Annotated in this window: 7 protein-coding genes; 2 read left to right on the top strand and 5 right to left on the bottom strand. The window is 63.0% G+C overall.

The window, feature by feature from the left end; all coding sequences use genetic code 11:
* Positions 1–37: 37 nt before the first annotated feature.
* Positions 38–5,716, top strand: a complete 5,679-nt coding sequence (locus tag C5F71_RS18440; protein WP_104911689.1) for a membrane-targeted effector domain-containing toxin — start codon at positions 38–40, stop codon at positions 5,714–5,716.
* Between the two features lie 341 nt (positions 5,717–6,057).
* Here C5F71_RS18440 and C5F71_RS18435 read toward each other — a convergent pair whose 3' ends face one another.
* Together C5F71_RS18435 and purL are read right to left on the bottom strand one after the other, a co-directional pair.
* On the bottom strand, positions 6,058–6,369 hold the full coding sequence (locus C5F71_RS18435; protein WP_015885716.1) for an NIF3 1: 312 nt from the start codon (positions 6,367–6,369) through the stop codon (positions 6,058–6,060).
* Between the two features lie 4 nt (positions 6,370–6,373).
* Positions 6,374–10,270: a phosphoribosylformylglycinamidine synthase gene (gene purL / locus C5F71_RS18430; protein ID WP_104911688.1), complete on the bottom strand. Its 3,897-nt coding sequence runs from the start codon at positions 10,268–10,270 to the stop codon at positions 6,374–6,376.
* 287 nt (positions 10,271–10,557) lie between these two features.
* Between purL and mltF the strand changes: the two genes are divergently transcribed.
* On the top strand, positions 10,558–12,018 hold the full coding sequence (mltF, locus tag C5F71_RS18425; protein ID WP_104911687.1) for a membrane-bound lytic murein transglycosylase MltF: 1,461 nt from the start codon (positions 10,558–10,560) through the stop codon (positions 12,016–12,018).
* 137 nt (positions 12,019–12,155) lie between these two features.
* Here the strand turns inward: mltF and C5F71_RS18420 are convergent, their stop codons facing one another.
* The 3 genes from C5F71_RS18420 to C5F71_RS18410 all read right to left on the bottom strand — a co-directional run bounded on the left by C5F71_RS18420 (position 12,156) and on the right by C5F71_RS18410 (position 16,349).
* Positions 12,156–12,440 carry a PTS transporter subunit EIIB gene (locus tag C5F71_RS18420; protein ID WP_029298489.1) on the bottom strand — a complete coding sequence of 95 codons (285 nt, stop codon included), beginning with the start codon at positions 12,438–12,440 and terminating at the stop codon, positions 12,156–12,158.
* A gap of 2 nt (positions 12,441–12,442) precedes the next feature.
* Entirely contained in the window at positions 12,443–14,965 is a 2,523-nt protein-coding gene (ptsP, locus tag C5F71_RS18415; RefSeq protein WP_104911686.1) for a phosphoenolpyruvate--protein phosphotransferase, read from the bottom strand.
* Positions 14,966–15,128: 163 nt separating this feature from the next.
* Complete coding sequence (locus C5F71_RS18410; protein ID WP_029298493.1) at positions 15,129–16,349, bottom strand: carbohydrate porin; 1,221 nt, start codon at positions 16,347–16,349, stop codon at positions 15,129–15,131.
* Between the last annotated feature and the right edge of the window lie 56 nt (positions 16,350–16,405).

The raw sequence follows: 16,405 nt of genomic DNA, 5'->3' as shown, positions 1-16,405 counted from the left end.
GCTGACGGCTCTAACCCTCAGCATGGAGCCCGTGCCTGTGAGCACTTCCAATCCCCCCTTGAGCTTTGACGAGATCAAAGGCTCACTCAACCTGATCGGCCACCACCTGCTCGATGTCGATGGGCCGTTGCTGCCTGCGCAAACCCAGTCGGCAGACCTGGCTTATCTGGAACGCTTGAACACGCTTCTCAAACAGTACCGGCAACAGTTCCTCGACAAGAGCCGTGCGCTGTACCAGGAGTTGGCCGAGCGTGATCTGCAAAGCGCTGAAGGCCAGACCCTGCTGGCCACCCTCAGAACCACGCTGAACACACAACTGCAGGACATGGACCGCCGCGAGCAGATCGACGGCAAGGCACGTAAATCCTTCATGACCTTTGAGGACGGCTACACAGCCCTGACTCACGAAGCCGCACTCGCGGGCGCCGACCGCCTGCTGCACCCGCAGGAGTTGGCGATCCTGGACCGCATACCGCTTGGCGTCACACAACGCCCAGGCCTGTATGCACTGACCTTTGAATACCAAGGGCAAACCGTCGAATTGGCCGCAGCTTTTGTGCTGACCGAACATTCAAGCCCGCAGGTGAGCGAGCTTCAATCGAGCACACCGGTCGGCCGTGTGGCGCTGTTTACCCCCTCACGCGGGATCGAGTTTTTTGCCACCCTCATCGACCTCGACACCGCGCTGTTCCAGCGCCTGGACGCCGCCGCCGAGCGCACGCACTTCATGGGCCTGCTGCCCACCGACTACCACGCGTTGACGCCACACGCCATCTGGCCGCTGGGGTTGAACCCGATCAGTGAGCGGCCGCTGTTCGAACACCTCGACAACCAACTGATCGCCAAGCGCAGCGATGACATCACCCGTGCCCTCAGCCTGGTGGACAACCCGCACAGCGACGCGCAAGCCCTGATCAACGCGCTGGAGCAGGCCATCGCAGCTGCCGTTCCCGACGTCAGCGCGCGCCTGCAATGGCGTGCCCAACTGCTGCTCGATCGCTGGCTGCGGTACAGCGCGCCGGACTGGTACCGCAGCGCCACCGCCCCCCAACGCGCTCAACTCGCCGAACATCTGCACCATTACAACCAGGCCCGGCAACATCTGGAGCAACTGTTCGGCGCCCTCGCCACGCCTTACGCGCTGGCGCGTCACCAATGGCTGGAGCGCCTGAGCGATGAGCTGGATATCCACGACCTCGAACCGCAACGCCTGCTGGTAACCACGCGGCGCTTGCTCAACCCGATCGGCGAATACAACCACGAGCGCGACCTGGTCGAGCTGGCCTTGCGCGGCCCACATCCCGACGATGAGCACACCGGCTCCGACTTCCTGAAAAAAACCAGCCTCAGCTACGACGGCGCGCCACTGCCCGCCGCCTACGCCGAGCTGACACCAGGCTGGCTCGCGGAGCAACTGGGTACGCTACAACCGCGTATCGACTTCAGTACCTTGCAAAAGCAACTCCACGCGAAGACCGAACTGTGCCAGGCCATCGAGGCCATGCTTGATCACAGAATCATTACCCTGGCCTGCACCGCGCTGCTGCAGGGGCATCTCAGCGCTGACGATGTCGAGCTGATCCAGCGCGTGCGCCAAGGCAGCGACCCGTTGCTGAGCGCCTCAACCCTGGCGTTGCACGAGGCTCAGTTGCAAGACCTGTGGGTGCTGCGCCGGCGCAACGCCAGCGGCGCCGTCGACCGCGTGCTGCTGTGTACGCCGCAAGCACCGCGCGCGCAGCAATTCCAGGCGTTCGACAGTGAAGTTGCCTGCCAGAATCACATCCTCGGCTGGACCCTGGACAATGGCGTCAAGTCACCGCCCGGCACCCTCACCGATTACCTGGTCACCCGCGTCGCCCTGCGCTTTCGCGCCAAGATGAAACAGGTGCTCAGCGGCCTGAGCTACAAGTTTCACGCCCAGGAGCACCGCGAAATCAGCTTCGGCCCCACCGTCAGCCATGCCGATTGCCTCAAGGCAATGGCCACCCATGTGTTGGCCACGCGCCTGGATGACGATGAGTTCAGCACCCCCGCCTGGTTCCGCGCGGCGCCGCTGACCACACGGCGCACCCTGATGAAACTGGCGGACGACACCGAAGGCGGTCTGCGTGCCTACAACGATTACCCCTTGTCCGAGGCACAGGTGCCGAGCTTCAGCACGTACCTGCATGAGCAGGCGCGCCAGCGCCTGGGCACGCTGCTTGGGCGCCCGCGCCCCGACGTCGACCCCGACAGCGTCTGGGCCTACGCACCCACGCTCGCCAAGGCTGCGCCAATCAGCTACACCCAGCTGTACCGCGACGGCTACGCCGACGGCATCGGTTTTCTCGACGAGAAATTCTCCCGCTCGGCTCGCTTCAAAGGCCCCGACGGCGTGGACCTGAGCCCGTTGACTGCCGAGAAAGTCGCGCGCTCGGTCACCGGGGTCTGGATCGGCGAGCGGTATATCAATGAGATCAAGACCCGCCTGCTCAACGTCGACAGCCCGGACTACGCGCTGCGGCGCAACGCCACCCTGGCCCTGACCCAAGGCCAGCTGCGCAGCGCCGCCCTTGAATGCCGCCTGCAAGGGCATATCGCCGCGCTCGACGGCGCTTGGCTTAAGCGCAGCATCGCCAGCATGGACCAGACCTCGCCGGCGATCCGCCGCGATCACGCGATCCACCGCTTGAGCATCGACGGCGAATGGGTGATCGGCTGCTACCTCTTCACCCATGCCGATGCCCCGACGCTGCTCTACACCCCCAACGCCCCGGACGGCATCAGCGTGCGTGAAGCCCGGCAGTTCAACTACCTGTTGAAAAAACTCCCCGGCATGCTCGGTTACCTGGTGCAGCGCGTCGCGGTGCAGTCCCTGGGGCGGGTGCGCACTTTCCTTGAGGACGCCCGGCGGCAGTTGCCACAAGGGCTGGATAAAACCAGTGTCAGCCCGCCGCGCCATGACCCGATCCGCGCACAGACCCAGATCCAGGACCTGCGACGCGAGGTGTATGACCTCAAGCTGCAACGCACGATGGATGACGTGAAAGCCACCACCGTCAACCGCACCCAGATGATCAGCGGCATCGCCTGGACGTGCGTGGAATGGGTCGCCGCCATCGCCACCGCACCCTTCCCGGTGCTGAGCCTGAGCATCGGCCTGGCGCTGGCGTTCAAGGACGGCATGCTCGCTCTGCACGCCTACCATCAAGGCGACAACGCCCAGGCCCTGGAACACTTGATCGGTTACCTGCTCAACAGCGCCGGCGGCTTGTTCACCGATCTGCGCCCGGCCCTCGGCACCCTGCAACAGTTTGCCGTGCGCCAGGCCCCCAGGCGAATCGTGCAGAGCCCTGCGCTAAGACTGATCAGCCCACTGGAACCGCCGCCGCTCAAGCCTGCGGGGATGCAATCGGTGTTGTTCCAGGGCGAATTTCTCTGGGCGCACAAAACACCGGACCCGATCGGGCGCTATCTGCTCTATCGCCTCGACCCGATCACCGGCAAGTTGGTGTCCACCACCCGCCTCGCTGCCCCGGATGACCTGGGCATTTGGCGACGCACTGGCGTGATCGGCGGCGCGCCGAAGTATGAAAAACTGCCACAGACACCCGACGCACTGAAGCGTTATGAGATGCCGGCCAAGTACGCAGACAAGCTGGAGCACGTGCTCAACCCCAACCTCAAGGCGCAACTGCACCAACAGGGCGACTGGGTGTACGAAAACCCCCACATCACCTTGGCCGCAGCGGCCCGGGACCTGCGACCGCTGCGTGAGGTGTACCAGCAACAGGTCAGCCAACTGACCCGCGATGCCGAGGACTTCTTCCGCCAGCAGCCACCCGTGGCGCCCCGTGCGCAGGTGCCGGCCGTCGCGTTGGAGAACTCGCTGGCCGCACTCACCGACAACGCTGCGTTTACCCGCGCACCAAACCTGATCATCGGCGCCATCCCCGACAGCGGCGTCGGCCAACAGGTGCTGATCGACAACCTCGAGGCGCTGTTCGACAAAGGCTTCAAGCGCCTGTACATCGAATACCTGCCCGGTGATGTATTCCGCCCGAAACTGGACAAGCTCAACAGCGGCCAATCCTGGAAGCACATCGAGCGGCATCTGATGCTTGTGGACAAGGACCTCGGGTTTGCCGACAACGCCGAATTTTCCTACCTGGCGCTGGTGCGCAAGGCTTCAGCCAAAGGCATCAAGATCAAAGCGCTGGACGCCTCGACCTGCTACGACCTGGATGACGCCCTCCACCTCGGCGACACCCCGCCCACCACCACGCGCGGCACCGCCTTGCGCAACTTCTACTCGCACAAAGTCCTGCTGGCCGACAGCGAAGCCGTGCCCGATGAACGCTGGATCGCCCTGATGGACCCGGCACGCATGACCATAACCGATCAGGCGCCGGGCCTGGCCGACCTGCACAAAGCAATTGCCGTACGCGTGGAGGATGTCGGCGCCGATCAGGCCGTGGGTTTGCGCATTGATGCGGGCGACACCACAGCCGATTACACCCTGGCCGTGCGCGCGCCTGAACGCCCCGTAATATCGCCAGGCCCGTCGATGGCGGAGGCAACAGTCACGCATTTCAGCGACTACGATCTGGCTGCCGACCTGCGCGAAAGCATCCTGGCCCAGTCCAACCAGTATCGCGGGCTGGACACCCGTTACCTGCCGGGGCCCGCGCATCGCAAGGCGTTTTCGGCCTTCAAAAGCACACGAGACCGTCTGTCCCTGGATGCCCAGCAGTATTTCAGCCAGCACACCCTGCCGGCCCGCCCGGAATTGTCGCGGCTCAACGGCCAAACGTTGCCGGAGCCGTTTTTGCGTGCGGTGAGTGAAAGCCAACTGGCGGGGCTGGTCATCGGCGAGGCGCACAGCGCGCAGGCGAGCAAAGCGTTCCTGATCAAACACATGAAGCAACTCAAGGCGCTGAAGTTCGACACGCTGTACGTCGAACATTTACTCACCGACTTGCACCAGGCGGAGTTGGATGCCTTGCGCCAGTCAAAACGCCTGTCGCCCGCGCTCAAGGACTACCTCAAACGCCAGAACGCCGGGCATATGCCGCTCTACAGCGGCGCCAACAGCTATTTAGAAGTGATCCAGCAAGCCAACAAACACGGGCTGCGCGTGCGAGCGCTCGATTGCACCGCCAGTTATTACGTCAAGGGCGCCAACCCCGAAGCGCGCAACCAGATGTTCAGCTACTTCGCCTCCCGGGTGATCGACGCCGACCAGGCGGCACACGGCGCGCACAAATGGGTGGCGTTCATCGGCAGCGCCCACACCAACACCCACCTGCAAGTGCCTGGCCTGGCCGAGCTGCAAGGCGCCGCCAGCCTGCACATCCGCGACGCAGCGCCCAGCCGCTCACTCCCCATCCAGCCCGGCCGCTGGGAGACGAACCTGGAAACCCGCTGGGCCGCCCTGCGCAGCGACTTCACCTTGCAGGTCGGCATCGCCGACATCCGCGAACCGACCGCCTTCGTACCGCTGGACCGCACGCGGCTGAAAGTGTCCGGGCACTTTCTGGTCGAACGCCCGTCCACGGCAGAAACCAACCTGCTGCATAAATCCAGAACCGGGGAAATCGTCTCGACCCCGATCCAGGTGGACGATCAGGGCATGTTCTTCATCGATCGCTGGGGCATGACCGAGCAGCGCTTTGTCTACCAGAGCACCTTGATCGACGCCATTCGTGCCGAGGTAAAACTCACGCCCGCGCCATAAGCCGGGCAAAAATCCGCCTTCCCGGTAGGGAGGGTGGGTTGTTTGGACGGGCGCTATCGCGGCATAGCTATCCACACAACTTCCAATAACTAACAACCTTCCCCGTGGCGAGCGGGCTTGCCCGCGCTGGGCTGCGAAGCAGCCCCAGTAAGCCGAATGCGGTATATCAGATACTCCGTAGCGGCTGGTTTTGGGGCTGCTTCGCAGCCCAACGCGGGGCAAGCCCGCTCGCCACAACGGCCCTATCTGCTTATTGTGTAGGTATCGATGGCTATCACAGGCAACAAAAAACCCGCTGACCAAACTGGCCCAGCGGGTTTCTTGTTTATGCAGCCTACGAATCAGAAATCCGCCAACTGCCACACCTCATACGCCGGTGTCTCGTAGGGGTGGCTGAGCTTCAACGCAGCCACAACCGCCACGATCAGCTCATCAGCCACCACCAGCTCAACCTTCCACTCCTCAACCACTTCAACCTGGCCGACCTGCCCGATAAACGGCTGGCTGCCATCCAACGCGCGGAATTGGCCCTGGCCTAGCACTTGCCAGGCGCAGCTGTCGTAGTTGCCGATGCGCCCGCCGCCGGCTGCGAAGACGGCGGTTTTCACCGTCTCCACATGGCTGTCGGGCACAAAGAAGCTGAGCTTGTACACAGCCTTAGTTCACCCACACGCGAGCGTTACGGAACATGCGCATCCACGCGCCGTCTTCGCTCCACTCTTCAGGGCGCCAGGAGTTCTGCACGGCGCGGAATACACGCTCCGGGTGCGGCATCATGATGGTCACGCGACCGTCGCGGCTGGTAAGGCCGGTGATCCCACGCGGCGAGCCGTTCGGGTTGGCCGGGTAGCTTTCGGTGACCTTGCCGTGGTTGTCGACAAAGCGCAGGGCCACGGTGCCGGACAGATCGGCTTCCAACAGGGCTTCTTCGCTCTCGAACTCGGCATGGCCTTCACCGTGGGCGATGGCGATTGGCATGCGCGAACCGGCCATGCCTTGCAGGAAGATCGAGTTGGATTCCTGCACCTGCACCATGGCCACACGGGCTTCGAACTGCTCGGAACGGTTGCGCACAAAGTGCGGCCAGAACTCGCTGCCCGGAATCAGCTCGCTGAGGTTGGACATCATCTGGCAACCGTTGCACACACCCAGGGTGAAGCTGTCGTTACGCTCGAAGAACCCCTGGAACGCATCGCGGGCACGGCTGTTGAACAGGGCTGATTTGGCCCAGCCTTCACCGGCACCCAGCACGTCGCCGTAGGAGAAACCACCGCAGGCCACCAGGCCTTTGAACTCGTCGAGGTCAACACGGCCGGCGAGGATGTCGCTCATGTGCACATCGATCGCGTTGAAGCCCGCACGGTCGAACGCCGCCGCCATCTCCACCTGGCCGTTGACGCCCTGCTCACGCAGTACGGCAACTTGAGGACGGATGCCTTTCTTGATGTAAGGCGCGGCGATGTCCTGGTTGACGTCGAAGCTGAGCTTGGCGCTCAGGCCCGGGTTGTCTTCTTCCAGGATCACCTCGAACTCTTGCTCGGCGCAGTCGACGTTGTCGCGCAGGCGCTGGATCTGGTAGCTGGTCTCGGCCCACTGGCGTTGCAGCAAGCGGCGCTGGCCGGCAAACACGGTATCGCCGTTGAACGAGATATTGATTTCGCCGTTGTTGATCGGCTGGCCAATCACCGCCACGCAATCATCCAGGCCAGCGGCGCTGAATTGTGCGAGTACATCCGGGGTGGCGTCCTGGCGCACCTGGATCACCGCGCCCAACTCTTCGTTGAACAGGATGCCGTTGATCTCGGCAGCATCCTCGGCAACGCTGTCGAGCACGATGTTCAGGCCGCAGTGACCGGCGAACGCCATCTCTACAACGCTGGTCAGCAAGCCGCCGTCGGAACGGTCGTGGTAAGCCAGCAGGTGGCCGTCGGCATTCAGGCCCTGGATCACGGCGAAGAAGGCTTTGAGGTCTTCCGCATCATCCACGTCCGGCGCGTGTTTGCCGAGTTTGCCGTGGGTCTGCGCCAGGATCGAGGCGCCCATGCGGTTCTGGCCACGGCCCAGGTCGATCAGGATCAGATCGGTGGTGCCCTTGTCCATGCGCAGTTGCGGGGTCAGGGTCTGGCGGATATCGGTGACCGGGGCGAAGCCGGTAACGATCAACGACAGCGGCGAAGTGACGCTCTTGTCGCTGCCATCTTCGTTCCAGCGGGTGGCCATGGACATGGAGTCCTTGCCCACCGGGATGGTGATGCCCAACTCGGGGCACAGCTCCATGCCGACCGCTTTTACGGTGTCGTACAGGCGCGCATCTTCGCCCGGATGACCGGCGGCCGACATCCAGTTGGCCGACAGTTTGATGTCGGACAGCTTGCCAATACGGGAAGCCGCGATGTTGGTGAGGGTTTCACCAATGGCCATGCGGCCCGACGCCGGGGCGTCCAGCAGGGCCAGCGGCGTGCGCTCGCCCATGGCCATGGCTTCACCGGTATACACGTCGAAGCTGGTGGCGGTGACGGCAACGTCAGCCACTGGAACCTGCCATGGGCCGACCATTTGGTCACGGGCAACCAGGCCGGTGATGGTGCGGTCGCCGATGGTGATCAGGAAGCTTTTGCTCGCCACGGCCGGGTGGTGCAGCACGCGTTCGATGCTGTCGGCCAGTTCCAGTGTGCTTGGGTCGAAATCATCGCCCAACTCGGCTTCACGTACCGCCGAGCGGTGCATGCGTGGGGCTTTGCCCAGCAGCACTTCAAGGGGCATGTCTACCGGGCTGTTGCCGAAGTGGCTGTCGGTGACAGTCAGTTGCGGCTCGGCAGTGGCTTCGCCGACCACCGCAAACGGGCAGCGCTCGCGCTCGCAGATGGCCTGGAAGCGTTCGAAGTCCGCCGGGCCAACGGCCAGGACGTAACGTTCCTGGGATTCGTTGCTCCAGATTTCGTGCGGGGCCATGCCCGGCTCGTCATTTGGAATGTTGCGCAGTTCGAAACGGCCACCACGGTCGCCATCGTTGACCAACTCAGGGAAGGCGTTGGACAAACCACCGGCGCCGACGTCGTGGATAAAGCTGATGGGGTTCTTGTCACCCAACTGCCAGCAACGGTCGATGACTTCCTGGCAGCGACGCTCCATCTCGGGGTTTTCGCGCTGTACGGAAGCAAAATCCAGGTCTGCCGAGCTGGTGCCGGTGGCCATCGAGGAAGCGGCACCGCCGCCCAGGCCGATCAGCATCGCCGGGCCGCCAAGCACGATCAGCTTGGAGCCGACCAGGATCTCGCCCTTCTGCACGTGGTCTTCACGGATGTTGCCCATGCCGCCGGCCAACATGATCGGCTTGTGGTAACCGCGCACTTCATCGCCACGGGGGGTGGTGATGGATTGTTCGAAGGTACGGAAGTAACCGGTCAGCGCCGGGCGCCCGAATTCGTTGTTGAACGCGGCGCCGCCCAGCGGGCCTTCGATCATGATGTCCAGCGCAGTAACGATGCGCTCAGGCTTGCCGTACGGCACTTCCCATGGCTGTTCGAAGCCTGGGATCTGCAGGTTGGACACGGTGAAACCGGTCAGGCCGGCCTTGGGCTTGGCGCCACGGCCGGTTGCACCTTCGTCGCGGATCTCGCCGCCCGAGCCGGTGGCTGCGCCCGGGAACGGGGCAATTGCGGTCGGGTGGTTGTGGGTCTCGACCTTCATCAGGATATGCACCGGCTCCTGCACCGCGCCGTACTGGCGGGTTTCAGGGTCCGGGAAGAAACGGCCGGCAACGCTGCCGACGATCACCGAGGCGTTGTCTTTATAAGCCGACAGAACGCCTTCGCTGTGCATCACGTAGGTGTTCTTGATCATGCCGAACAGGCTTTTTTCCTGGCTCTGGCCGTCGATGTCCCAACTGGCGTTGAAGATCTTGTGCCGGCAGTGCTCGGAGTTGGCCTGGGCGAACATCATCAGTTCGATGTCGTGGGGGTTGCGTTGCAAACCGTTGAAGGCGTTGACCAGGTAGTCAATTTCGTCTTCAGCCAGGGCCAGGCCCAGCTCGGTGTTGGCCTTCTCGAGGGCGGCGCGGCCACCGCCGAGCACGTCAATCGCAGTAAGCGGCTTGGGCTCGGCGTGGCTGAACAGGCCGGCGGCCTGTTCCAGCTGGCTGACGATGATCTGGGTCATGCGGTCGTGCAGGCTGCTGGCGATCAGCTCGGCTTCGGCATCGCTGAACTGGCCAGCCACGTAGAAGGCGATCCCGCGTTCCAGGCGCTGGATTTTTTCCAGGCCGCAGTTGCGGGCGATATCGCTGGCCTTGCTCGACCAGGGCGAGATGGTGCCGAACCGCGGCAGAACCAGGAACAAGCGGCCGGTCGGCTCTTGAACGGGAACGCTGGGGCCGTACTTCAGAAGGCGTGCCAGCACTTGCTGTTCGTCGGCGGTCAAAACGCCGTTAACGTCGGCGAAGTGAGCAAATTCAGCATACAAGCCAGTGACAGCTGGAACCTTCTGGCTCAGTTGCTCAAGGAGTTTGCTGTGGCGAAAGGCAGAAAGGGCAGGAGCGCCGCGCAGGATCAACATCTTCGGGACAGCCTCGGGAAGGGGGTGTGCTTTGAGGCCGTGCATTCTAGCGTAAACCTGCGCCAACGGCACCCGAAACGGCACTGCTGGCCGCTGCCGAACGTCAGTTGGCCTCGATTGCACGGTATCGAGGGGGTTTCCGGGGCTGCTGGTGCAGTTATTTTCACCGTCACAATCATGCGCCAGGCCACGTTTCTGCGGGCTGCAGCACAGTTTTGCGGGTGCTAGCAGACAACGCCCATGCTGTCGAGATATGGCGCCGTGGGCCGTTTGCGTATACTGCGCAGATGTTCTCCCCAACTGCTTTGCGCCCGCGATGTGCCAAATGGCTCCTCGCCACCGGACTCTTCCTGATGCTCAGCGCCTGTGTTGATAAGCCCAGCACGCTCGAGCGAATCAAGGAGGATGGCGTATTGCGGGTGGTTACCCGAAACAGCCCGGCCACCTATTTCCAGGACCGCAACGGCGAAACCGGTTTCGAATACGAACTGGTCAAGCGCTTTGCCGACGACCTGGGGGTGAAGCTTGAAATCGAGACGGCCGACAATCTCGACGACCTGTTCGGCCAGTTGGGCAAGCCCAACGGCCCGGTCTTGGCCGCCGCCGGTCTGGTCAGCAGCGAACAGCGCAAGCAACAGGTGCGCTTTTCCCATGCCTACCTGGAAGTGACCCCGCAGATCATCTACCGCAACGGCCAGTCCCGCCCCACCAACGCGGCCGACCTGGTGGGCAAGAAGATCATGGTGCTCAAGGGCAGCACCCACGCCGAGCAACTGGCCGAGCTGAAAAAGCAGAACCCTGCGATTGAATACGAAGAGTCCGACGCCGTTGAAGTGGTCGACCTGCTGCGCATGGTCGACGAAGGGCAGATCGACCTGACCCTGGTCGACTCCAATGAAGTGGCGATGAACCAGGTGTACTTCCCCAACGTACGGGTGGCCTTTGACCTGGGCGATGCCAGCAACCAGAGCTGGGCGGTGGCTGCAGGTGAAGACAACAGCCTGCTCAACGAGGTCAACAGCTACCTCGACAAGGTCGAGAAGAACGGCACCTTGCAGCGCCTCAAGGATCGTTATTACGGGCATGTCGATGTGCTGGGCTATGTGGGCGCCTACACCTTTGCCCAGCATTTGCAGCAGCGCCTGCCCAAGTACGAAAAGTTCTTCAAGACGTCGGCCAAGGAAGAAAAGGTCGATTGGCGGCTATTGGCAGCCATTGGCTATCAGGAATCGCTGTGGCAACCGGCGGTCACCTCCAAGACCGGCGTGCGCGGCCTGATGATGCTGACCCAGAACACCGCCCAGGCGATGGGCGTGTCCAACCGCCTCGACGCCCGGCAAAGCATCAAGGGCGGGGCCAAGTACCTGGCGATGATCAAGAGCGAACTGGACGACAAGATCCTTGAACCTGATCGCACCTGGTTTGCGCTGGCGGCCTACAACGTGGGCGGCGGCCACCTCGATGACGCACGCAAACTGGCGCAAAAAGAAGGCCTGAACCCGAACAAATGGCTGGACGTGAAGAAAATGCTGCCGCGCCTGTCGCAGAAGCAGTGGTACAGCAAAACCCGCTACGGCTACGCCCGTGGCGGCGAGCCAGTACATTTCGTGGCCAACATCCGTCGTTACTACGACATCCTGACCTGGGTGACCCAGCCGCAGCTGGAAGGCAACCAGATGGTGGAAGGCAACCTGCACGTCCCGGGCGTGGACAAAACCAAGCCCTCGCAAGACAGCCCCCAACTCTGACCCCTGGGAACGATCAGACACACAGAACCCAATGTGGGAGCGGGCTTGCTCGCGAAAGCGGAGGGTCAGTTGATGAATAATTGACTGACACACCGCTTTCGCGAGCAAGCCCGCTCCCACATTTATTTTGTGGTGTTCTACAGGCCAGTGATCAGATGCACCACCCCGCCTGCCAGCACCATCACCGCCGTGATACCCGCCGTCTTTAGCGCCACCTCGTCCATTCGTGTCGAATCCTGTAGCTGAACCCGGATCCGCGTCAACGCCACCCGCTGCTGTGTCTTGAGATTCGCCGCCCCACCCAGCGCACTCAACACCGCCGGCGCCAACATCGCGTCAGCCGCAGGCTCGGTGCTCGGTGTTTCGGCCACCAGGTCCGGTGTCAGGGCCTTCCAGAACGCCCGCTGTAATTTCTCGAACATGCTCAATGCTCCACGACAGGTAAAGTTTCTACAGTCGCCGTGTGGTAAAGGCGCAAGGCCTCGCGCACTTGGCCGGCTTCTTCAAGGCCCAGGACCTGGCGGGCGATGATCTGGCAATCCGCCAGGTCCAGCTCGCGCACGGTGGCCTTGATACTGGGGATCAGCGGCACGCTGACGGACAGTTCGTCCACCCCCAGCCCGATCAGCATCGGCACCGCCAGCGCCTCGGACGCCAGCGCGCCACATACGCCCACCCACTTGCCATGGGCGTGGGCGGCCTTGACCGTGGTGTCGATCAGGCGCAGCACCGCCGGGTGAAAACTGTCGGCCTGGCTGGCCAGGCGTGGATGGTCGCGGTCCATGGCCAGGGTGTATTGGGTCAGGTCATTGGTACCAATGGAGAAAAAATCCACATGGGGCGCGAACACATCCGCCATCAACGCGGCCGACGGCACCTCGATCATGATCCCCAGTTTCGGCAATTCGCTAAGCCCCAGGGCCAGCGCTTGTTCTTCCAGGATCTCGCGGGCCTGGCGCAGCTCCGACAGCAGGCTGACCATCGGCAACATAATGTGCAACCGCGCCAAGCCCGCGCTGGCCAGGATTGCCCGGAACTGCTCGCGCAACAACTCGGGACGTTCCAGGCACAAGCGAATCCCGCGCAGGCCTAGAAATGGATTGGTCTCGCTGTCCATCGGCACATAGGCCAAGGGTTTGTCACCGCCCACATCAAGGGTGCGCACCACCAGATTGCGCTCGGGGCCCAGCACACCGGCAATGGCGCTGTAGGTCTGGGCCTGTTCCTGCGGGCTCGGCGCGCGGTTGCGGTCCAGATAGAGAAACTCCGAGCGCAACAGCCCCACCCCCTCGGCTCCCAGCGCCAGGGCTTGCTGTACCTCTTGCAGCGAAGCGACGTTGGCCGTCACTTCAATATGATGACCGTCGCGAGTGGTGGCGGCCAAGGCAGCCTGCTGCACATCGCGTTGATGGCGCACAACCTGCTGCTCGCGCGCGGCCCGCAGCGTCTCGATCACCCCCGGGGCCGGCTCGAGGTGCAGTTCGCCTTTGTCGGCGTCCAGCAACACTGGCGAGCCATCGGGTATCGCCAAGACCTGGACCGGCACACCGCAAATCGCCGGCAAGCCAAGAGCGCGAGCAAGTATGGCGACGTGGCTGGTGGCCCCTCCGGCCACGGTGATAAACCCCAACACCTTGGCCGGGTCGAGGCTGGCGGTTTGCGAGGGGGTCAATTGCTCGGCAATCAGGATGGCCTGCTCCGGCAAATCCCAGGCGCCGTCCTGGACCCCGAGGATCAGCTTGAGGACCCGCTGGCCAACATCCGCCATATCGGCGGCACGCTCGGCCAGCAGTGGGCTGCCGGATTGCTCGAACAGTGCAGCGGTGGCGAGAGTGGCGCTGTTCCAGGCGAAGGCCGCGCTCTTGCCTTGGGCCAGCAGACCGTGGGCGTGTTCCAGCAGGGTCGGGTCTTCGAGCAATTCCTGATGGGCACCAAAAATCTGTGCCTGGGCGCTCCCCGAGGCCTTGTCCTGTAGCGCTTGCAGTGCTTGGGCTGCAGCCTGTAGAGCGCGCGTCAGCGCGGCACGTTCTGGGGTCTCGCCAGTGCCCTTTTCAGTCACTTTCAGCTCAGGCTCGGTGACCTGAACCACGTGGCCAAACGCCGAACCTGGCGATGCGCACACGCCCCGCAACACCGTTGCCGATGACAGCGGGGCGATGGCCTCGGCCACCACGGCCACCGCTTCGCCGCACCCTTGGGCCAACAACGCGACCAACGCCTCGATCGCCGCCGCCGCATCCGCCCCCGCCGCACTCACTTGCAGGGTATCGCCGCACACTGTTTGCAGGCCCATGATCGCCACCAATGACTTGGCGTTGGCGCTCTGGGTTTGCTTGTGCAGGCAGATGCTCGCCTTGAACCCCTTTGCGGCCTGGGCCAGCACGGCCGCCGGACGGGCATGCAGGCCGTTGGCATTGGGCAGCGTCAGGGGCTTGGAAAACAGGGCGTCGCCCTCTTCTTCCGCGTCATTGGCAGCACCTATTGCAGGCGTCACGCGCAGCAACGGTTGCCCGGCTTCAACCAGCCCCGTAGCCGCCGCCAGCAGCGTAAATGGCTCGCCGCTGACCACCAGCATCAGGGTCAGCAAACTGCGGGCATTGAGGGCGATGTAGTCGGCATCAAACTCGATCAGCGGTTGCCCGGCCACCACCCGCTGGCCTTCCTCGACCAGCCGGGTGAACCCCTTGCCCGCCAGGTTCACGGTATCCAGGCCGATATGCATCAACACCTGCACGCCGTGGTCGTCAGTGACGCTGACCGCATGACCACTGTCCTGGATATTGCTGATCACCCCGGCCAGCGGCGCGCAGAGGGTCTGCGAGGTGGGATCGATACACACGCCGTCGCCAATCAGGCGGCTGGAGAACACCGGATCCGGCACCTGGTCCAGGGGCAACAGCACCCCGGCCAGGGGCGCCAGCAGTTCCAGGGGTTGAGTTGTGGTCATGACATCACCTGCTGTTTGGTTCTGTAAAAATCATGGGTGAATGCAAATCCCCGTAGGGGCCGGCTTGCCGGCGATGCTGACGACTCGGTCTCTGCCAAAGACCGAGGGGCCGCCATCGCTGGCAAGCCAGCTCCCACATAAGGGGTCACTACATCGGCCGTATTTATTTCCACCAGTATTCGACCTGCACACCGAAGTTGGAACCGTGCCGCGCACTGCCGTAGGAGCCGCTGTCGGACAACGCCGAACCCGCCGCCAGTTCATTGGCCGCACGCTTGGCCGCCTGGTTCCAGGTGGCATAGGTGTAGTACAAGCGCACTTCCGGCCGCGCCCAGAAATCCGGGCCTTTGGGCGACCAGGTCGGGGCGAACGTGAACTTGCTGAGCTTGCGCGTGCCGCCGCTGGCATCCACTTGGTCATGGCCCAGCTCGGTGACCAGCTTGAACTGTTCGCTGATGGCATACGCCGGGCGCACACCAATGGACATCCAGGTCTGGTCCTGGCTGCCTGGGCGCACATCTTTCTGGTACACCGCCTCGACCTGGCCACCGAAACGCGGGGTCACTTGCCAGTCAAAAAACTCCACCGCGCGGTAGCTTTTGCTGCTGCGTTCCAATGCCGTATTCCCGGTGTAGCCAAGGCCCGTGCCCGGCCCTTCACCGTACTGCAGGGCAAACTTGTTCTTGCCGCCGAGGAAGGCCGCCTGCACATGCTGGGCAGTCAGGGCCCAGCCGCTGTGGGTATCGCGTCCGCCAGCCTGTTCGATGTAGCTCAGGCCCAACTCCAGCTCCCCGCCGGGGTTGGTCTTGAAGCCTGCGACGTTGAAGTCGTGACGGGTGGCGTATTCCTTCTGGTACAGGTTGTCCTTGCGCGACAGGGCGTAGCTGTATTTCAGATCGCCAATCAGCACGTCCTCGATACCGCCGCCGGTGGCGCTCTGGTTCCAGTAGTAGAAGTCGGAAATATGGATGTCATTTCGTTTGTAGTAGCGCCGGCCGGCCCACAGTGAACCGCCGTTGAGGCTGGGCATGTTCGACCACTGCGCATACATCTGCGGCATGCGGGCCGAACCATTGTTTTCGCCCTGGAACTTCAGTTCGCGGTCGTACTTGTTGTACAGCGAGGCCATGGCATCGACGCTCAGCACCGAGCCGTCGTCGAGGGTGAACAGGTCCTGGCGTAACTCCAACTCGGCGTATTGTTCACATTCGTTGCCCAGGCGGTATTTGGATTGGGCACCCGGCAGTTGGAAACACTGCTGCGGGCCGCTGCCGGTCGAGGTGCCGGCACCACTGCGCAGGTAGCCGGCGAATTCCAGGGCGTGGGCCGCCAGGGGCAACGTCAGACAGGATGCAGCGAGGCCCAGCTTTATTGTTGTTTTCATGAAGCGCTCCTTTTTTCTTATTGTGTGTAACGCGATTCTGTAGGAGCGAGCTTGCT

The sequence above is a fragment of the Pseudomonas sp. LG1D9 genome (assembly GCF_002949995.1).
Classification (GTDB): domain Bacteria; phylum Pseudomonadota; class Gammaproteobacteria; order Pseudomonadales; family Pseudomonadaceae; genus Aquipseudomonas; species Aquipseudomonas proteolytica.
This window is presented reverse-complemented; position numbering and strand designations above follow the sequence as displayed.

Bases quoted from the DNA above. Each gene is read 5' to 3' on its own strand.
- purL (WP_104911688.1), bottom strand. From the start codon at position 10,270: ATGTTGATCCTGCGCGGCGCTCCTGCCCTTTCTGCCTTTCGCCACAGC.
- mltF (WP_104911687.1), top strand. From the start codon at position 10,558: ATGTTCTCCCCAACTGCTTTGCGCCCGCGATGTGCCAAATGGCTCCTC.
- C5F71_RS18420 (WP_029298489.1), bottom strand. From the start codon at position 12,440: ATGTTCGAGAAATTACAGCGGGCGTTCTGGAAGGCCCTGACACCGGAC.
- ptsP (WP_104911686.1), bottom strand. From the start codon at position 14,965: ATGACCACAACTCAACCCCTGGAACTGCTGGCGCCCCTGGCCGGGGTG.
- C5F71_RS18410 (WP_029298493.1), bottom strand. From the start codon at position 16,349: ATGAAAACAACAATAAAGCTGGGCCTCGCTGCATCCTGTCTGACGTTG.